The sequence below is a fragment of the Streptomyces sp. NPDC050263 genome (assembly GCF_040655955.1).
In the GTDB taxonomy this organism is placed as follows: domain Bacteria; phylum Actinomycetota; class Actinomycetes; order Streptomycetales; family Streptomycetaceae; genus Streptomyces.
Window position 1 is genome coordinate 1 of record NZ_JBFAKW010000086.1, and the last position, 18,538, is coordinate 18,538.

The window sequence follows — 18,538 nt, forward strand, 5'->3', positions numbered from 1 at the left end:
GTTCAACTCCACCTCCTCGATCTCCTCGACACCGACATCGGACAGACCCGCTGGCCACAGACCTGAAACGGTGACCCGCGAAGTCCGGGTCTAGGGCGCCCCGGTCGTCCCGGTCGTCTCCGGCTCCTGCCAGGGCAGCAGCGGATCCGCGACGAGGCCGGCCGCCAACCACTGCTCCACGGCCGCGATATGGACCGTCGCGGTCGACGCCGCCAACTGGGCGTCGCGTGCCCGCAGCGCGCGGAGGATCTCGTCGTGCTCCCGGTGCGCGTGCTCCACGGCCCGCTCGGTGCGGGTGCCCCGCACGATCCTGACCCGCTGGGTGCGCGTGGACAGCACGCGCAGCAGCATCGACAGCACCGGATTGCCGACGGCCTCGACGATCCGCAGATGGAACGCGATGTCGTGCCCCACGAACTCCTCGACCGTCGCCGCGGACCGGGACCGCCGCAGCACCGCGCCCAGCTCGTCCAGGTCCGCGGGGCCGAGCAGCGCGGCGGCCAGCCCGGTCGCCTGCGGTTCGAGCAGCCGGCGGACCTCCAGCAGTTGCAGCGCCGTCTGCCCCTGGGAGACGTCCGAGGCGAAGGAGAGCGCCTCGAAGAGGAGATGGGGCTCCAGACTGGACACATACGTGCCGTCCCCCTGCCGGGTGACCAGGATCCGCATCGCGGTCAGCGCCCGCACCGCCTCGCGCAGCGAACTGCGGGACAACCCCAGCTGCCCGGCGAGCAGTTCCTCCTTGGGCAACCGGGAGCCCGGCGCGAGGTCGCCCGCCACGATCATCGCCTTGATCTTGTCCATCGCCTCGTCGGTCAGTGCCACGAGCACGCCTCCCTGTGCGGCTACTCCTGCTACGGCAACTCCCGGTACGGCTACTCCTGCTTCTCGCCGGACGCGAAGCGGGAGATGATCAGAGCGACGATGATGATCGCGCCGTTGAGGAACTGGTTCCACAGCGGCGGCACACCCGCCAGTGTCATCACGTTGACGACCAGCTGGAGCGTCAGCACACCGGTCAGCGCACCGAACACCGACCCCTTGCCGCCGTTGAGGCTGACCCCGCCGATGACCGTCGCGGCGAAGACCTGGAAGATCCAGCCGCTGCCCTGGGTCGCGGAGATGGACCCGTAGTGACCGCTGTAGAGGATGCCGGCGAACGCCGCCAGCACGCTGCCCAGGATCAGCACCGCCCACACGATCCGGTCGACCCGGATGCCCGCGGTCCGCGCCGCCTCCGCGTTGCCGCCGATCGCGTACAGCGCGCGCCCGTGCCGCAGCCAGGCCAGCGCGGCGCTGCCCAGGGCGAAGAGCACCACGCAGATCCAGATCGCCGCGGGCGCACCCCACCAGGAGGCCCTGCCCAAGTAGGTGAAGGATGAAGGCAGTTCGACGATGGACTGGCCCTCGGAGAGGGCGACCTGGAGGCCGCGCAGCATCGTGAGCATGCCGAGGGTGACGATGAAGCCGTTGAGCCGCAGTTTGAGGATCAGGAACCCGTTGACGGCCCCGATCACCATGCCCACCAGCAGACAGAGCGGAATCGCCGTCCACTCGGGAAGCAGCCCGAGCCCGGTGAACCGGGCGCCGCTGGTGGGCAGGACGAGCCAGACGGCGATGACCGGAGCCACCCCGATGGTGGACTCCAGGGACAGGTCCATCCGCCCGCAGATCAGGATCAGCGCGGTGGCGAGCACCAGCAGGCTCAGCTCCGTCGACTGCTGCGCCACACCGATGAGGTTGTCGGAGGTGAGGAAGGCCGGCGAGACGATGAACCCGATCACGCCGAGGACCAGGATGGCCGGGATCAGGGACAGTTCGCGGAACCGGCCCAGGTCGAGCCCGCGACGGGCGTCCCCGGCGGTCTTCTGCGCCACGCTCGCTGCGGGGTCGGTGACATCAGTGGTGGCGGACATGATTACCTTCCGTGCTCATCGGTCTCGGGTGCTTCGGCCCTGTCGGCGACGTCCTGCCGGGCGGCTTCCCGCCCGCCGACGCCCTCCATCGCGGCGACCACCTGCTCGTCCCGCCAGCCGGGCGCGAACTCGGCGACCACGCGGCCGTGGAACATGACGACGACCCGGTCGCACACCTTCAGGTCGTCCAGCTCGTCGGAGACGATCAGCGCGGCCTTCCCGCCGTCCGCGACCTCGCGGATACGACGCAGCAGGAACTCCTTGGACTTGACGTCCACGCCGTTGGTGGGGCGGACGGCGACCAGGACCCGGGGGGCAGTGGCCAGCGCCCGGGCCACCACCACCTTCTGCTGGTTGCCGCCGGAGAGCGCGGACACCGGGGTGGCCGCCCCCGGGGTCTTGATGTCGAGCTCGCGGATCATGCGCTGGGCGAAGACCCTGGTCCGGGACGGCAGCACCGTGCCGAACGGGCCCAGTTGGTCGGTGACGGTGAGCGTCGCGTTCTCCGCCACGCTGCGGCCCGGGACCAGGCCCTGGAGATGCCGGTCCTCGGGAACCAGACCGACGCCCGCGGCCAGCGCCGACGGGACGCTGCCGGTGCGAACACCGCGCCCGCCGACGGAGATCCGGCCCTCCTCGGCGCGATGCAGACCGGCGACGGCCTCCCCGACCCGCACATTGCCGCTCGCCGCCGCGCCGGCCAGCCCGACCACCTCGCCCGAGCGCACCGACAGGGACAGCTCGCGGCAGGCGCCGGGGAGGGTGAGGCCCTCGATCGCGAGCAGCTCGGGACCGGGGCCCTCGTCCGTCGCCGCCGTGGCACCGCCGTCGGCGGACGCCCCGGCGGCGGTCGCGCCGGCGGTCACCGCGGCCGGGGTCGTCTCCCCGGTCATCGCCTCCACCAGGGCCTGGTGGCCGACCTCGGCGACCGGCGCGGTGAGGATGTGGGTCGCGTCGCGGTAGACGGTGACCGTGGTGCAGAGGTCGTAGACCTCCTGGAGGTGGTGCGAGATGAACAGGAAGGCGACGCCCTGGCGTTGGAGGTCGCGGAGCTTGTCGAAGAGTCGGCCGATGCCACGGGCGTCGAGCTTCGCGGTCGGCTCGTCGAGGATGATGAAGCGTGCGCCGAACGACAGGGCGCGGGCGATCTCCACGAACTGCCGCTGCTCCACGGTGAGGTCCCTGGCCCGCGCGGTGGCGTCGACGTCCACGCCGTACTCGCCGAGGAGTTCTTCGGCCCGGTGCCGCAACTGCCGCCAGCGGATGGGCTGGAACGGGCCGGTGCTCTGCCGGTTGATGAAGAGGTTCTCCGCGACGGTCAGGTCCTGGATGATCGTGGACCGCTGGTAGACACAGGCCACCCGGGACCGCCAGGCGTCGATGTCGCCGACGGGCGGCGCGGGTTCGCCGGAGAAGCGCAAGGATCCGGTGTCGGGTCGGCGCAGCCCGGTCAGCAGGGACACGAGCGTCGACTTGCCGGCCCCGTTGCGGCCCACCAGCGCGTGCGACTCGCCGGGCGCGACGGCGATACGGGCGTCGCGCAGCGCGACGGTGGCGCCGAACCTCTTGCCGACCCCGATGGCCTCGGCCACCGGGGTCGCGGCAGGAGTGTCCGCCATGGGGATACGTCCTTCCAGGAGTGCGGGCGCTGATGCCGGTCCGGTCGGGTCACTGACCGACGGTGTTGCCCCACAGGCTCTTGTCCTCGACGTTCTCCTTGGTCACCAGAGGCGCCGGCAGCTGGTCCTCCAAACCGTTGGGGATCGCGATGATCGTGGAGTCGTGGTCGGTCTTGCCCGCCTTGAAGGTCTTGCCGTCGGCAGCCGCCTTGGCGTAGTACAGCGCGTACTTGGCGTACAGGTCGGCGGGCTGGGAGACGGTCGCGTCGATCTGGCCCTTGCGGATCGCGTCGAACTCCTGCGGGATGCCGTCGTTGGAGATGATCGAGATGTGCCCCGGCTGGCCGGCCGGCTTGAGCAGGCCCTTCTGCTCCAGCAGGGCCAGCGTCGGCTGCAGGAAGACACCGCCGGCCTGCATGTAGATGCCGCCCAGGTCGGGGTGCTGGGCGAGCAGGCTCTGCAGCTTGGCGGAGGCCACGTCGCCCTTCCAGTCGGTGGGCAGCTCGAAGACCTTGATGCCGGGGAACTTCTGCTTCATGCACTCGGCGAACGCCTCGGAGCGGTCGCGCCCGTTGATGGAGTCCAGCGCGCCCTGGAGCTCGGCGACCTTGCCCTTGCCGCCGAGCTGCTTGCCGAGGAACTCGCAGGCCTTGGTGCCGTACGCCCGGTTGTCGGCGCGCACGACCATGTAGACGTCACCCTTGTCGGGGCGGGTGTCGACACTGACCACGGGGATCTTCTTCGAGGCGAGGGTGTCGAGCGTGGAGGCGATGGCGCCGGTGTCCTGAGGGGCCATGACGACGGCCTTGGCGCCCGTGTTCTGGAACACCTGCACGTTGGCGACGAGCTTGGTGACGTCGTTCTGGGAGTTGCTCAGCGGCAGCGCGTTGATGCCCTCGGACTTGATGTCCTTCTGGACGTACTCGGCATAGGAGTTCCAGAAGTCGGAGTCGGAACGCGGCAGGTCGATCCCGATGGCGGGACTGTCGCCGCCCGTGCTGTCCGACCCCGCGCTGTCGCGGTTGCACGCGGTGAGGAGGGTGAGGGCAGCGACGACGACGGCGGTTGCGGCGGTGGAGCGGGTGCGGGCGAGCTTCATGGCCGGGTTCTCTCCTTAGGCTGAGCTGGGAGTGGAGATTCCTCCGATGTATCTCGAACGTCGAGGACGTTACGACGGTGTCACCAGCGCTGACAAGGGGTTGCGTTCGACGAATCGACAGGATTTTCCGGGTGTTGTCATGTGGGCCCGGGCCCTCTAAAGTCGCGGTTCTGCGATTCCTCCGATGAATACCTCGATGCATCTCGACGCATGAGGACGGTCGAACAGGAAGGGCGCCCCCTTGACCGCAACCCCCGCCCGGATCGTCGCGGTGGACACCCACGACATCCGATTCCCCACCTCGCGCGAGCTGGACGGCTCCGACGCGATGAACCCGGACCCCGACTACTCCGCCGCCTACGTCGTCCTGCGGACCGACTCCGGCGACGGGCTCGAAGGCCACGGCTTCAGCTTCACCATCGGACGCGGCAACGACGTCCAGGTCGCCGCGATCGCGGCCCTGCGGCCCCACCTCCTGGGCCGGTCGGTGGACGAACTGTGCGCCGACCCGGGCTCCCTCAGCCGCGACCTGATCGGCGACAGTCAACTGCGCTGGCTCGGCCCCGAGAAGGGCGTGATGCACATGGCCGTCGGCGCGGTGGTGAACGCGGCCTGGGACCTCGCCGCCAAACGCGCCGGGCAGCCGCTGTGGCGGCTGCTCGCCCACGCCGACCCCGAATGGCTGGTCTCCCAGGTCGACTTCCGCTACATCGCCGACGCCCTCACCCCCGAGGACGCCCTCGCCCTGCTGCGGGCCGGCCGGGCCGGACTGGCCGAGCGCGAGGCGGACCTGCGCGGGCGCGGATACCCCGGCTACACCACCTCGCCGGGCTGGCTCGGCTACTCCGACGAGAAGCTCACCCGACTCGCCAAGCAGGCCGTCTCCGACGGCTTCACCCAGATCAAGCTCAAGGTGGGCGCCGACCTCGACGACGACCTCAGGCGGCTGCGCACCGCCCGCGCCGCCGTCGGCGACGGGGTGCGCATCGCCGTCGACGCCAACCAGCGCTGGAACATCGACGAGGCGATCCGCTGGACCAGCGCCCTCGCCGAGTTCGACCCGTACTGGATCGAGGAGCCCACCAGCCCCGACGACGTCCTCGGTCATGCCGCCGTCCGCCAGGCGGTCGCGCCGGTCAAGGTCGCCACCGGCGAACACGTCCAGAACCGCATCGTCTTCAAGCAGTTGCTCCAGGCCGGCGCCCTCGACGTGCTCCAGATCGACGCGGCCCGGGTCGGCGGGGTCAACGAGAACCTCGCCATCCTGCTGCTCGCCGCGAAGTTCGGGGTGCCGGTCTGCCCCCACGCCGGCGGGGTGGGCCTGTGCGAACTCGTCCAGCACCTCGCGATGTTCGACTACCTGGCCCTCTCCGGCACCACCGAGAACCGGGTCATCGAGTACGTCGACCACCTCCACGATCACTTCACCGACCCGGTCGTGCTGCGCGACGGCCACTACACGGCCCCGCTCGCCCCCGGCTTCTCCGCCGCCATGCGCCCCGAGTCCCTCGCCGAATACCGCTACCCGGACGGCGCGTTCTGGGCCGCCGACCTCGCGGGAGCGGCGGAGGACGCCTGAGGGCCGCGGCCGGCCCGTGCGCGATGTCTTGACGTGTACTTGACGCAGTGGGTTCATGGGAGCGCTCCCACACTTCTCATGCCCCCTGCCGAGTTTCTTGGCCTCACTTCTGGAGTCGCAGTGAGAACGACAAGAAGCACGTCACGAACGAACGTTCTGCGCCGGTTGCCGATCAGGCTGCGCACATTGCCGATCAGGCTCGCCGCCTTCCTCGGTCTGGTCCTCGTCGGCGCCCTCTGCCCGGCCGTCGCCCAGGCGGAGCCTCAGTCGCCCAGCCGGTCGCCCGGCGCCCTCGCCACCGGCCTGCACATCAGCGACGGCCGGCTGGTCGAGGGCAACGGGAACGACTTCGTCATGCGGGGCGTCAACCACGCCCACACCTGGTATCCCGGCAGGACACAGCAGTCGCTCGCCGACATCAAGGCGATGGGCGCCAACGCCGTGCGGGTCGTCCTGGCCGACGGCCATCGCTGGAGCGCGAACAGCGCCTCCGACGTCGCGGGCGTCATCGCCCAGTGCAAGGCCGACCGGCTCATCTGCGTACTGGAGGTGCACGACACCACCGGCTACGGCGAGGACGCGGCAGCCGGCACGCTCGACCAGGCGGCCGACTACTGGATCGGCCTGAAGGACGTCCTGGCCGGCCAGGAGAACTACATCATCGTCAACATCGGCAACGAGCCCTGGGGCAACACCGATCCCGCGGGCTGGACCGCGCCGACCATCGCCGCGGTCCAGAAGCTGCGCAACGCCGGATTCCAGCACACGATCATGGTGGACGCGCCCAACTGGGGTCAGGACTGGCAGGGCGTCATGCGGGCCGACGCCCGGTCCGTGTACAACGCCGACACCACCGGCAACCTGATCTTCTCGATCCACATGTACAGCGTCTTCGACACCGCGGCCGAGATCACCGACTATCTGAACGCCTTCGTCAACGCCGGACTGCCCCTCCTCATCGGCGAGTTCGGCGGCCCCGCCGACCAGTGGGGCGACCCCGACGAGGACACCATGATGGCCACCGCCCAGCAGCTCGACCTCGGCTATCTGGCCTGGTCCTGGAGCGGAAACACCGACCCGATCCTCGACCTGACGCTCAACTTCGATCCCGCGCAGCTCAGTTCATGGGGACAGCGCATCTTCAACGGCGTCGACGGCATCGCCCGGACCGCGCGGGAAGCCACCGTCTTCGGCGGCGGCACCCCCGGCGACACCCAGGCCCCGACCGCCCCGGGCGCCCCGAACGCCTCGGCGGTGACGGCGACTTCGGCCACCCTCACCTGGGCCGCCGCCACCGACGACGTCGGCGTCGCGGGCTACGACGTCGTCCGGATCAACGGCGCCGCCGAGACCGGCATAGCGGCCTCCACCACCAACACCGCCACGGTGACCGGCCTCACCGCGAACACCGCGTACACCTTCGCCGTGTACGCCCGTGACGCCGCCGGGAACCGCTCCGCCCGCTCGGCCACGGTGGGCGTCACGACCGGCAGCGCGCCCGCCGTGGCCTGTGCCGTCGGCTACCGCATCGTGGGGGAGTGGCCGGGCGGCTTCCAGGGCGACATCACCCTGCGCAACACCGGCACGACCGCCGTCAGCGGCTGGAAGCTCGCCTTCGCCTTCGCCGACGGCCAGACCGTCACCAACATGTGGGGCGGGACCGCCACCCAGAGCGGCGGCGCGGTGAGCGTCGCCCCCGCCTCCTACACCGCAACCGTCCCCGCCGGCGGCTCGGTCACCGTCGGTTTCATCGGCAGCAAGGGCGCGACCAACACCGCGCCGACCGCGTTCACGCTCAACGGCGGGGCCTGCGCCGCCGTCTGACGGGCCGCCGTCCGACCGCCGTCCCGCGGATCGGCGGAGGGGGAGCGCCCGCCTCCGCCGATCCGCGCTCACCTGGTCGGCAAACTCTCCGGTGGCACGGCGGGCCACACCGTAATGTGTGCGCATGTCCACGACGCCCCGCTGGCTCAATGCCGAAGAACGACGAGCCTGGCTGGCCTACGTCGATTTCTCCACCCTGCTCGCCGACTACCTCAACCGCCAGCTGCGGCGCGACGCCGGGATGACCCATGCCGACTACAGCCTGCTCGCCTATCTCTCCCTGGAACCCGACGGCACCCTCGGGATGTCCGAGCTCGCCCAGCGGCTGAAGATCACCCGCAGCCGCCTCACCCACGCCGTGAACCGGCTGCGCGAGGTCGGTCTCGTGGACCGGCGCGAGGACCCCGCCGACGGCCGCGGTCAGCTCGCCTTTCTCACCGACGCGGGCAAGGCCCTGCTGGAGGAGATCGCCCCCGGCCATGTGGAGGCGGTGCGCCGGGCGGTGTTCGACGCCCTCACCCCCGAGCAGGTGCGCCGGTTCGCGGAGATCGGCGAGGCGATCAGCGACGCCCTGCACCGGGCCGAGAGCACCGAGGCGGACCCGGCGGTGCTGCCCTGGCGCCGCAGGTAGCACGCCGTCGGTCGCGCGCCCTCGGCAGCGCCGCCGCGAGCGTCCGAGCGGCGCGTTCGCACTGATCGGCGCAAGGAATCGGCGGGGGAGTCGAGAAGAACCGGCCGACCGTCCGTACCAGGGGGTACCGGGGGGCCGCCCGCCCCTCCGACCACGCCAACGATCGTAGGGACGTACCTCGTGAACGCAACCGCCGCCATCGGTGTCACCGGCCTCGGCGTGATGGGCCGCAACCTCGCGCGCAACTTCGCCCGCCACGGCTACACCGTCGCCGTCCACAACCGCACCGCCGGTCGCACCCGCGCGCTCGTCGAGGAGTACGGCCACGAGGGCACGTTCGTCGCCGCCGAGTCGGCCGCGGACTTCGTCGCCGCGCTCCAGCGTCCCCGGCGACTGATGATCATGGTGCAGGCGGGCGAGGTCACCGACGCGGTCATCGACGAGTTCGCCCCGCTCATGGAGCCCGGCGACATGATCATCGACGGCGGCAACGCGCACTACGCCGACACCCGCCGCCGCGAGGAGTCGCTGCGCGCGCAGGGCATCCACTTCGTCGGCGCGGGCGTCTCCGGCGGCGAGGAGGGCGCGCTGAACGGGCCGGCCGTCATGGTCGGCGGCTCGTCCGAGTCGTACGACGTCCTCGGCCCGATGTTCGAGTCCATCAGCGCGAAGGTCGACGGCGAGCCCTGTGCCACCCACATCGGCACCGACGGCGCCGGGCACTTCGTCAAGATGGTGCACAACGGCATCGAGTACGCCGACATGCAGCTCATCGCCGAGGCGTACGACCTGCTGCGCCAGGTCGCCGGCTACACCCCCGCCGAGATCGCCGACATCTTCCGCACCTGGAACGAGGGCCGCCTCGGCTCCTACCTCATCGAGATCACCGCCGAGGTCCTCGCCCACACCGACGCCGCCACCGGCGCGGCCTTCGTCGACATCGTGGTGGACGCCGCCGGTCAGAAGGGCACCGGCCGCTGGACCGTGCAGACCGCCCTGGACCTTGGCTCCCCGGTCACCGCCATCGCCCAGGCCACCTTCGCCCGCGCCGCCTCCGGCCAGCGCGAACTGCGCGCCGCCTACGCCGGGCTCCCCGGCGGCACCACGCCCCCGCTCAGCCGCACCGAGGCCACCCGCTTCACCTCGCAGGTCGAGCACGCCCTGTACGCGTCGAAGGTCATCGCCTACGACCAGGGCTGGAAGATGATCCAGGACGCGGCCGGCGAGTTCGGCTGGAAGATCGACCTGGGCGCGGTCGCCCGGATCTGGCGCGGCGGCTGCATCATCCGCGCCTCGTTCCTCGACCGCATCCGCGCCGCGTACGCCGCCGACCCGGACCTGGTCAGCCTGCTCGGCGAGATGGAGTTCGCCATGGAGATCACCGACGCGCAGGTGCCCTGGCGCGAGACGGTGGCCTCGGCGGCTCGCCGCGGCATCCCCGTTCCCGCGTTCTCCGCCGCGCTCGCCCACTACGACACCCTGCGCGCCGAGCGGCTGCCGGCGGCCCTGCTCCAGGGCCAGCGCGACTACTTCGGCGCCCACACCTACCGGCGCACCGACCGTCCCGGCGCGTTCCACACCCACTGGGCCGAGGCCGCCCGCCCGGAGACCTCGGCCTGACACGAGCGGCGGGGCGCCCCCGGCGCCCCGCTTCATCACACCGGTCGAAGGCCCCGGTCTCAGTGGTCCCAGTGGGTCGTCGCCGGGTACGTCGGGTACTCGACGCCGGAGACGTGCTGGACGACGCGGACGACCTGGCAGGAGTAGCCGAACTCGTTGTCGTACCAGAGGTAGAGGATCGCGTTGTCCCCGTCGACCTTGGTGGCGCCGGCGTCGATGATCGAGGCGTGGCGCGAGCCGATGAAGTCCATGGAGACCGCGTCCGGCGCCGTCGTGAAGTCGATCTGGCGCTTGAGCGGCGAGGTCAGCGAGACCTCGCGGAGGTACTCGAGGACCTCGTCCCGGTCGGTCTCCCGGCCGAGGCGCAGGCTGAGGATGGCGATCGAGACGTCCGGCACCGGGACCCGGATCGAGCTGCCGGTGATCGGCGCCTTGAGGTCGGGCAGCGCCTTGGCGACCGCGGAGGCGGCCCCGGTCTCGGTGATGACCATGTTCAGCGGCGCGGAACGGCCGCGGCGGTCGGCCTTGTGGTAGTTGTCCAGCAGGTTCTGGTCGTTGGTGAACGAGTGGACGGTCTCCACGTGGCCGCGCAGCACGCCGTACTCGTCGGCCATCGCCTTCAGCGGCGGGACGATCGCGTTGGTGGTGCAGGAGGCGCAGGACAGGATCTGCTCGTCCGGCTTGATCGTGTCGTGGTTGACGCCGTGCACGATGTTCGGCACGTCGCCCTTGCCGGGGGCGGTCAGGACGACCTTGTCGATGCCGGGCCGCAGGTGCTTGGCGAGGCCCTCACGGTCGCGCCACTTGCCGGTGTTGTCGATCAGGATGGCGTCGTTGATGCCGTACGCCGTGTAGTCGACCTGGCTCGGGTCGTCGGCGTAGATCACCGTGATCTCGTTGCCGTTGGCGATGATCCGGTTGTTGGCCTCGTCGACCGTGATCGTGCCCTGGAACTGGCCGTGCACGGAGTCGCGGCGCAGCAGCGACGCGCGCTTGACGATGTCCTCGGCGGCCCGCTCGCCGCCGCCGCGCACCACGATGGCGCGCAGCCGCAGCCCGTTGCCGGAGCCGGACTTCTCGATCAGCAGCCGGGCGACGAGCCGGCCGATGCGCCCGAAGCCGTACAGCACGACGTCGCGCGGCTCACGCCGGTCGATCTTGTCGGCCCCCGTGGCGCCGGCCACGGCCTCGGCGGTGAAGTCCAGCACGGACAGTCCGCGGTCGTCGGCCCGGTAGGTCGCGGCGAGCATGCCGATGTCGATCTGGGACGGGCCGAGGTCGAGCGTGGTGAGGGCCTCGAGGAAGGGCAGCGTCTCGGTGACCGAGAGCTCCTCGCCCGCGATCTGCCGGGCGAACCGGTGGGTCTTGAGGATGCTGACCACCGACCTGTTCACCAGGGAGCGGCTGTGCAGCAGGATCGTCACGTCCCGCTCGCGGTGCAGCTTCCCGATCATCGGGATCATCGACTCCGCGATCTCCTCGCGGTTCTTCCAGTTGGTGAACGAATCGTCGTTGAGCGTCACGGGCCTATCTTTCGAGCTAGGTGGCGCTCATATGCTAACCCCCTGGTCGTTCGAGCATTCCGGCGGGGCCGGTGCAGCGGGGCGGCCGGGCGGTCGCCTCGACGGGGGAACGGAGAGGTGACCGCCCGGCCGCCGGTCAGGGGGAGACAGGGACACGGGGACGGATCGGGCGGGCCCGGCGGCGGGGCGCAACGCCTCCCGGACCCGGCGTCCGGGCGGAAACCCCGTCGCCGTCAGGGAGTTGCCGCACCGCTCAGACCTCGTCGGGCGCCTGCTGTCGGCGCGGGATGCCCAGGGCGCACAGGGCTCCGGCGAACACCACCACGACGCCCGCCCACACGGCCGGGTGCAGCCCGTCCACGAACTCCTGCGGCGTCCGAGTGCTGCCGTGCGCCACGAACACCGTGCTCAGGACCGCGATGCCGAGCGCGCCGCCGATCTCGCGGACCGTGGTGTTGGCGCCGGACGCCTTGCCCGCGTGCTCCTTGGCGACCGAGCCGAGCACGACCGCCGCCGTCGGCGCGAACACGAAGCCCATGCCGATGCCGGCCACGATCATGGGCCCGACCAGGGACGAGTACTCCGTGTCGACGTCCGCGACCAGGTTGATCCAGCCCAGTCCGACGCCCTGGAGGAAGAGGCCGAGAGCCATCAGCCGGCCGCCGCCCACCTTGTCGGTGAGCAGACCGGCCACCGGCGCGACGAACATCGGCATCAGCGTCCACGCCAGGGTGCGCACCCCGGCCTCCAGCGGGGAGCGCGGCGGGACGATCTGAAGGTACTGGGCGAGCAGGAACAGCGAGCCGAAGACGCCGAAGTACATCGTCGCGGAGACGACGTTGGTGAGGGTGAAGGACCGCACCCTGTAGAACGACAGGGGCAGCATCGGCTCGGGGACCCGCGCCTCCCAGGCGACGAACGCCGCGAGCAGCACCGCGCCCGCCGTGAACGCGCCCAGCACCTTCGCCGAGGTCCAGCCGTCCGGCTCACCGTGCACGATCGCCCACACCGCCGCGCACAGACCGGCCGCCGCCAGCGTCATGCCGACCAGGTCGAGACGTACGCCGGGCAGCGAGCTCTCGCGCAGGGCGAACAGCACCAGCGGGATCGCGATCACGCAGACCGGCACGTTGATCCAGAAGATCCACCGCCAGTCCAGGCCGTCGACCACCGCGCCGCCCACCACCGGGCCCATCGCCACGGCCAGCCCGCTGACCCCGGACCACACGCCCAGCGCCATCCCGCGCAGCCGGTCCGGCACCGCCTGGGACAGCAGGGTGAGCGACAACGGCATCACGGCCGCCGCGCCGAAGCCCTGGACCGTGCGGAAGGCGATCAGCTGGGCGCTGGTGTCGGCCAGCCCGCAGCCGATGGAGGCGAGGGTGAACACGGCGATGCCGACGACGAAGACCAGTCGCCGTCCGAACCGGTCGCCGAGCGCGGCGCCGGTCATCAGCAGACAGGCGAAGCTCAGCACGTAGGCGTTGACGAACCACTGGAGTTCCTGCGTGTTCGCCTGAAGGTCGACGGCCAGGGTGTGCAGGGCCGTGGAGACGACGAGGTTGTCGAGCGCGACCATGAACATGGGCACGCTCGCCGCGACGATCGCGAGCCAGAGGGGTATCCGGCGGCCCTCGGGCGCGGGGGCGGAGACGGCCGGTGCGTCGAGCACCGGGCTCTCTTCGGACAGCGTCATGGTGGGGTCTTCTCTCCAGCGTGAGGGGTGTCAGGCTCGGTCGTGTTCCTGCTCGGCGAGCCGTCGCCGGGCGTCCGTCCAGTCGACGGGCAGGTCGGCCGCCGGGACCTGCCAGAACGTGAAGACAGAGGTCTTCATCGTGGGCCGCAGCCCGTTCATGATCGACTTGTGCGGTTCGGTGCGCGCGTACGTGTACAGCGCGTCCTTGTCCTCCCAGGCCGACAGGGTCCAGAAGGTGCGCTTCAGCGGCTGGGCGATCAGTGAGGCGCCGTAGGCGCCGGGTGCGGCGCGGACCTGCTTCCAGGCGGTCAGGGACTGCCGGAAGAAACGCGGCACGTCCGTGAAGGAGCGCACCTCCAGCCGGGACGCCATGACGAACGCCTCGGTGTCCGGAGCGGGGGTGTCGACGGTGGTCCAGCGCAGGGTGGGCATGGCTGCGGCCTTCTCCGAGGGAATATTGGATACCTCTACTATCTATGTTAGACAGTAGAGGTATCCAGTTTTCAAGAGCAGGACCGAACGAAAAACAGCACCGCGAGAACCGGAGCCGAACCGTATGCGCATCTCCGAGCTGAGCCGCCGCAGTGGCGTCTCTGTGACGACGATCAAGTACTACCTCCGCGAAGGCCTGCTCCAGGCCGGCCGGCAGACGGCGGCCACCCAGGCCGAGTACGACGAGCAGCACCTGCGCCGGCTCCGCCTGATCCGCGCGCTGACCGGCGTACGGGGCCTGTCCGTCAGCACCACCCGTGAGGTGCTGGACGCCCTCGGGCAACACGCCGGCGACACCCATCGCCTCCTCGGCCTGGCCCTGGGCTCCCTCCGGGTCGGCGAGGAACCCGCCGAGGCGGCCCCGGAGGCGACCGAAGTCCAGGAACTCGTCGAGGAGTTGGGCTGGGACGTGCACGAGTCGGCGCCCGCCCGCGCCACCCTCGCCGAGACCCTGACCTCGCTGCGCTCCCTCGGCGTCCCCGTGGACTGGCGCACCCTGCTCCCGTACGCACACCTCGCCGAGCGCACCGCCGCCCTCGACCTCGACCAACTCGACGGCCTCACCGACCCGTTGGAGGCGGCCGAACGCGCCCTGCTGCTGACCGTCCTCCTGGAGCCCGCGCTGATGGCCCTGCGGCGCATGGCCCAGGAGAACGAGTCGGCCCGTCGGCACTCTTCCTAGGCCTGGCGGTTCAGCTCCCGCAGCAGTTGGGCCGCCGCCTCCCTGCCGGAGGAGAACGCGGCCTCGTGGGAGCCGATCTGGTCCCAGTACTGCTGCTTGGAGTGGAAGTAGGAGCCGCACAGCTTCACCCGCGGACCCTCGTTGACCTCGTAGACGGTCTTCTGCGCGGCGCGCATCGCCATGTCGAGCACCGGGTGCTCGTAGTGGAACCGCCGGATCACCGTCTCCTCGGCGACCTCCAGCGGGTAGTCGAGGGTGACGAAGTAGTCGGTCTCCGACTCGAATCCGTGCAGCTTGTTCATGTAGTACGCCACGTACGTGCGCGGCTCGCCGCCGACGGTCACCTTGCCGTAGTTCCACGCCTCCCAGCGGCTCCGGTCGGACGGCATCACCGACGGGTCGGTGTGCAGGATCACCGTGGAGGCGTTGTAGCGCAGCGGCGCGAGCAGCTCGCGCTGGGCGGGGGTCGGGTTCTCCAGCAGGGTACGGGTGACGTCGGCGTGCGTGGCGACGACGGCGTGGTCGAAACGCTCCTCGCCGTGCGCGGTCCGGACGGCCACTCCGTCCGCGTCCTCGCGCACGCCGACCACCGGCTCCGAGAGGCGCACCTTCGGGTCGACCGCGGCGAGGAGCTTGCGGACGTACGAGACCGAACCCCCGCCCACGGTCCGCCAGTCGACCCGGCGACCGCCGAGACCGCTCTCGTCGTGCGCCATGAAGAAGGCGATCACCGTGGTCGCCGGCATCTCCCACACCAGCTCGGCCGGGACCGACCAGACCGCGCTGCACAGCAGGATGAAGTAGCCGTACCGGAACTCCTGGCTGTAGCCGTTGCGGTCGAGGTACTCGCCCATCGGCAGATCGGTGCGCTTGCGGAAGAAGTCGTGCCGGCCCTCCTCGTGGAACCGGCGGGCCTCGCGCCAGATGGTCTGGAAGGACTCGGGGTAGCGCGCCCGCACCTCCTCCTCAGGCAGGTCCATCTCGTCGCTGCCGTACTGAAGTCCACTGGTCAGGTCGAAGAAGTTGAAGCCGCTGAGGAGTTGCTTGCTCTCCACGCCCAACTCGTCGAAAAACCCGGAGAGGTTGGGGTAGGCCGGACGGTTGAAGACGACGAACGCCGTGTCGATGCCCAGGGTGCGGCCCGCGTCCTGGACCTCCACGGTGTTGGCATGGCCGCCGTAGCGGTCCTCGCGTTCGAACAAGGTGATCTGGGCGTGCTCGCGCAGGGCGTAGGCGGCGGAGAGGCCGGCGACTCCGCCGCCTACGACGGCGACGCTGGGCTTGTCGGACATCAGGGCTCCTCGGTGCAGGGGGTGAGCGGTAAGGGGTCAGCGGTAAGGGGGTCAGCTGGTCAGGAGGGTGGTGTGCAGGCCGGTCGGGCCGGCGTGCTCGGTGGCGACGGCCACCACGTGGTCGGGGGTGGGGTGGAGCAGGTCGAACTGCCACTGGCCGGCGGGCTGTCGGTCGTCGTGCACGGTGATGCGGGGTCCCGGCAGGCCGCTGAAGACGACCGACGACACCTCACGGCGCAACCCGGTGCCGAGCGCCTTCAGGTAGGCCTCCTTCAACACCCAGTACGCGGCGACCCGCGCCGCCCGCGCCCGCTCGTCGGCGACGGCCGCCAGGCCCGCGAGATCCGCCCGTTCCGGCGCCGCGAAGTGCATGGGCAGATGCCGTACGGCGTCGGCGCTCGCGTAGGCCGCCTCGGCGTCTACCCCGCAGGCTCGGCCGCCGTCGGTGACCACGCAGGCGATCAGCCCCTCGGTGTGGGACAGGTTGAAGCGCAGGCCGGAACCAGGGGGAGTGACCGGCTCCGGCCTGCCGTCGGGGGCCGCGGCGAAGCGCCAGACGTCGAGGGACAGGCCCGAGTGCGCGCTGAGGGCATGCCGTGCCAGCAGCAGCGCGGCGGTCCGGCGCAGCCGCGCGGCGGGTGCGAGCGGGCGCTCGCACCGCGCCCGCTCGCTGTCGGAGAGCAGGGCCGCACCGCCCACCCGCGCCATGAACGCCCCCGCCGCGGGCTCCGGCAGCAGCCACAGGCGGCGGGCGGCCGTCGCGCTCATGATCAGCGCCGGGCCGCGGGCAGGTCCCCGCGTGGGGCGAGCGGGAACTGCCAGTACGAGAACAGCAGGTCCTCCCGGTGCAGATGGCGCAGGACACGCATGACCTCGTCGACGACGGCCGCGTCCGTGACGCACTCGTGCGGCCGCAAGTGCCTGCGCAGTCGCTCCAGTTGCAGCAGCAGCAGCGCCCCGCTGGGCAGCGGATCGTCAAGGGCGGAGGCCGAGTGGACGTGCGTGTGCACACAGGCGGCGGCCGCGTGCAGCAGGCAGTACTCCTTGGCCAGGTCGAAGAGTTCGGCGGACTGGCCGTACTCACGGCCGAGGGACGCTTTGAGAGCGGCGGTGCGCCTGCGCAACGAGTCGGCGTGCGTGAGGAGTTCAGCGGCGACGTCCGCAGCCCGCTCCAGCCACTCCCGCTCGTTGCCCCGCGCCTCGGCGACCAGCCGCTGTAGCCGTACCAGTGCTGCGGGGGCGGCGAGCAGGGCGTCGTCCCGGCCTCGGCTGAACAGCTCCTGGTCCCAGGGCCGGTACAGGGGCAGTTCTCGGTCGATGCCGAAGAGGACGGCCGCACGGTCCTCCGCCTCGGCACGGACCTCCGGCCCCGCCTCGGCGGCCGTGGCGAGCAGCCCCTCCAGCTGGAGCGCGATGTTCTTGAGGTTCACCACGGTGTTGCCGTCGGCGAAGTTGGCCACCGGCAGATCACGCAGCATCTTCTGGTGGATGGCGTAGTGGGGATGGTCACGGAGGTAGAAGCGGGCCCCCAGGACGACGTTGAGCTGGGAGAAGGTGCGCTCCAGCAGTGTCGGGACGAAGTACTTCACGACCGACGACCACACACTGGTCTGCTCGGGGACCACCTGAAGCGCGCGCACCGCCCCGAGACTCACCGCGTCCGCCACCATGAGGTCCGCGAAGGCCTCGGCCAACTGCCGCCGTGAGTACGGGATGTCGCTGACGGTCCGGCCGTAGACCTCGCGGCCCTCGGCGAAGTCGAGGGTCACCCGCAGACCCGTGTCCACGGCCGACAGCGCGATACCGCTGATCAGCGCCCGGGCCGTCTGGGAGGTCTTGAGCGCGATCTCCAGCCCCTGCCCGGGATGTCCGAGCAGTGCGGAGTCCGGGACGAAGACCCGGTCGAGCCGGAAACCGCTCATGTCGAGACCGCGCAGCCCGTGCATGCGCTCGCGCGGCAGCTCATCGACGGAACCGGCCGGCGTGCGGCGCTTGTCCAGGACGAACACCGAGTAACCGCCGGGGCCGCCCCGGGGGTCCGTACGGGCCTGGACGCTGAGGCCGTCCGCGACCCGGCCGTTGCCGATCAGCCACTTCTCACCGCTGAGCACCCAGCCGCCGTCGGCCTTGACGGCGGACAGCTCGTTGGCGGTCAGATCGCTGCCGTGGCCGCGCTCGGACAGGCCCCAGGCGTAACGGGTGCCGTGCTGGATCGCGTCGACCAGCCGACGCTTCTGCTCGTCGGTGCCGGCGATCCAGGTGGGCATGAAACTGAGGCTGGTGATGATGAAGGCGGTGGCGGTGGTCGGGTCCCGGCGGGCGATCAGCCGCATCAGATGGAAGCCGATCTCCACATCGCCCGCCTTGCCGCCCTGGGCGACAGGGAGTGAATAGTCGAGGCCGCCCCAGCGCTGGATGAGGTTCACGAACTCGTAGGGGTAGTCCTCCCGTTCGTCGTACTCCAGGACGCGGGCGAACGGCATCCGGCTCCCGGGGTCGTGCGGATCCCCGAGGTGGCTCTCCAGCCGCCTCGCCAGCTGCGTGAGGTCCTTCTTCGGCACGGTGATC

At 70.8% G+C, this 18,538-nt stretch carries 15 protein-coding genes; 5 read left to right on the forward strand and 10 right to left on the reverse strand.

Features of this window, described 5'->3' with window-relative positions:
• Positions 1–90: 90 nt before the first annotated feature.
• Genes AB0J04_RS30805 through AB0J04_RS30820 form a run of 4 tightly spaced genes read right to left on the reverse strand, consistent with a single transcriptional unit; the run spans position 91 to position 4,631 of the window.
• Positions 91–822, reverse strand: a complete 732-nt coding sequence (locus tag AB0J04_RS30805; protein WP_363171860.1) for a FadR/GntR family transcriptional regulator — start codon at positions 820–822, stop codon at positions 91–93.
• 50 nt (positions 823–872) lie between these two features.
• Positions 873–1,913, reverse strand: a complete 1,041-nt coding sequence (locus AB0J04_RS30810) for an ABC transporter permease (protein WP_363171862.1) — start codon at positions 1,911–1,913, stop codon at positions 873–875.
• A 2-nt stretch (positions 1,914–1,915) separates the two neighbouring features.
• Entirely contained in the window at positions 1,916–3,532 is a 1,617-nt protein-coding gene (locus AB0J04_RS30815) for a sugar ABC transporter ATP-binding protein (RefSeq protein ID WP_363171863.1), read from the reverse strand.
• 49 nt (positions 3,533–3,581) lie between these two features.
• Entirely contained in the window at positions 3,582–4,631 is a 1,050-nt protein-coding gene (locus AB0J04_RS30820) for a sugar ABC transporter substrate-binding protein (protein WP_363171864.1), read from the reverse strand.
• A gap of 241 nt (positions 4,632–4,872) precedes the next feature.
• On the opposite strand from AB0J04_RS30820, the gene AB0J04_RS30825 reads away from it, so the two are divergent.
• From AB0J04_RS30825 to gndA, 4 genes are all read left to right on the forward strand, one after another.
• Complete coding sequence (locus AB0J04_RS30825) at positions 4,873–6,210, forward strand: enolase C-terminal domain-like protein (RefSeq protein WP_363171865.1); 1,338 nt, start codon at positions 4,873–4,875, stop codon at positions 6,208–6,210.
• A gap of 78 nt (positions 6,211–6,288) precedes the next feature.
• Positions 6,289–8,034 (forward strand): cellulase family glycosylhydrolase, encoded by a 1,746-nt coding sequence (locus AB0J04_RS30830; protein WP_363171866.1) that lies wholly within the window; start codon positions 6,289–6,291, stop codon positions 8,032–8,034.
• A 124-nt stretch (positions 8,035–8,158) separates the two neighbouring features.
• Positions 8,159–8,665 (forward strand): MarR family winged helix-turn-helix transcriptional regulator, encoded by a 507-nt coding sequence (locus AB0J04_RS30835; RefSeq protein WP_363171867.1) that lies wholly within the window; start codon positions 8,159–8,161, stop codon positions 8,663–8,665.
• Between the two features lie 180 nt (positions 8,666–8,845).
• Positions 8,846–10,285, forward strand: coding sequence for an NADP-dependent phosphogluconate dehydrogenase (gene gndA / locus AB0J04_RS30840; RefSeq protein ID WP_363171868.1), 1,440 nt, complete (start codon positions 8,846–8,848; stop codon positions 10,283–10,285).
• A 59-nt stretch (positions 10,286–10,344) separates the two neighbouring features.
• Here the strand turns inward: gndA and AB0J04_RS30845 are convergent, their stop codons facing one another.
• The 3 genes from AB0J04_RS30845 to AB0J04_RS30855 all read right to left on the reverse strand — a co-directional run bounded on the left by AB0J04_RS30845 (position 10,345) and on the right by AB0J04_RS30855 (position 13,936).
• Complete coding sequence (locus AB0J04_RS30845) at positions 10,345–11,808, reverse strand: glyceraldehyde-3-phosphate dehydrogenase (RefSeq protein WP_363171869.1); 1,464 nt, start codon at positions 11,806–11,808, stop codon at positions 10,345–10,347.
• A gap of 253 nt (positions 11,809–12,061) precedes the next feature.
• Positions 12,062–13,504, reverse strand: a complete 1,443-nt coding sequence (locus AB0J04_RS30850) for an MFS transporter (RefSeq protein ID WP_363171870.1) — start codon at positions 13,502–13,504, stop codon at positions 12,062–12,064.
• Between the two features lie 30 nt (positions 13,505–13,534).
• Complete coding sequence (locus AB0J04_RS30855; RefSeq protein ID WP_363171871.1) at positions 13,535–13,936, reverse strand: DUF3291 domain-containing protein; 402 nt, start codon at positions 13,934–13,936, stop codon at positions 13,535–13,537.
• Between the two features lie 124 nt (positions 13,937–14,060).
• Here AB0J04_RS30855 and AB0J04_RS30860 point away from each other — a divergent pair, with 124 nt between their 5' ends.
• The gene (locus AB0J04_RS30860) at positions 14,061–14,678 is read left to right on the forward strand and encodes a MerR family transcriptional regulator (RefSeq protein WP_363171872.1); all 618 of its coding nucleotides are present in this window, start codon (positions 14,061–14,063) and stop codon (positions 14,676–14,678) included.
• On the opposite strand, the gene AB0J04_RS30865 is transcribed toward AB0J04_RS30860, so the two are convergent.
• From AB0J04_RS30865 to AB0J04_RS30875, 3 genes are read right to left on the reverse strand one after another with little or no spacing between them, the layout of a single operon-like run.
• Positions 14,675–15,970, reverse strand: a complete 1,296-nt coding sequence (locus tag AB0J04_RS30865) for an FAD-dependent oxidoreductase (protein WP_363171873.1) — start codon at positions 15,968–15,970, stop codon at positions 14,675–14,677. The two genes, AB0J04_RS30860 and AB0J04_RS30865, sit on opposite strands and share 4 nt — an antisense overlap.
• Before the next feature lie 51 nt (positions 15,971–16,021).
• On the reverse strand, positions 16,022–16,738 hold the full coding sequence (locus tag AB0J04_RS30870; RefSeq protein ID WP_363171874.1) for a 4'-phosphopantetheinyl transferase superfamily protein: 717 nt from the start codon (positions 16,736–16,738) through the stop codon (positions 16,022–16,024).
• A 2-nt stretch (positions 16,739–16,740) separates the two neighbouring features.
• Complete coding sequence (locus AB0J04_RS30875) at positions 16,741–18,531, reverse strand: acyl-CoA dehydrogenase family protein (RefSeq protein ID WP_363171875.1); 1,791 nt, start codon at positions 18,529–18,531, stop codon at positions 16,741–16,743.
• Positions 18,532–18,538: the final 7 nt, after the last annotated feature.

Bases quoted from the DNA above. Each gene is read 5' to 3' on its own strand.
- AB0J04_RS30850 (WP_363171870.1), bottom strand. From the start codon at position 13,504: ATGACGCTGTCCGAAGAGAGCCCGGTGCTCGACGCACCGGCCGTCTCC.
- AB0J04_RS30820 (WP_363171864.1), bottom strand. From the start codon at position 4,631: ATGAAGCTCGCCCGCACCCGCTCCACCGCCGCAACCGCCGTCGTCGTC.
- AB0J04_RS30810 (WP_363171862.1), bottom strand. From the start codon at position 1,913: ATGTCCGCCACCACTGATGTCACCGACCCCGCAGCGAGCGTGGCGCAG.
- AB0J04_RS30870 (WP_363171874.1), bottom strand. From the start codon at position 16,738: ATGAGCGCGACGGCCGCCCGCCGCCTGTGGCTGCTGCCGGAGCCCGCG.
- AB0J04_RS30835 (WP_363171867.1), top strand. From the start codon at position 8,159: ATGTCCACGACGCCCCGCTGGCTCAATGCCGAAGAACGACGAGCCTGG.
- AB0J04_RS30855 (WP_363171871.1), bottom strand. From the start codon at position 13,936: ATGCCCACCCTGCGCTGGACCACCGTCGACACCCCCGCTCCGGACACC.
- AB0J04_RS30830 (WP_363171866.1), top strand. From the start codon at position 6,289: ATGCCCCCTGCCGAGTTTCTTGGCCTCACTTCTGGAGTCGCAGTGAGA.
- AB0J04_RS30865 (WP_363171873.1), bottom strand. From the start codon at position 15,970: ATGTCCGACAAGCCCAGCGTCGCCGTCGTAGGCGGCGGAGTCGCCGGC.
- AB0J04_RS30815 (WP_363171863.1), bottom strand. From the start codon at position 3,532: ATGGCGGACACTCCTGCCGCGACCCCGGTGGCCGAGGCCATCGGGGTC.
- AB0J04_RS30860 (WP_363171872.1), top strand. From the start codon at position 14,061: ATGCGCATCTCCGAGCTGAGCCGCCGCAGTGGCGTCTCTGTGACGACG.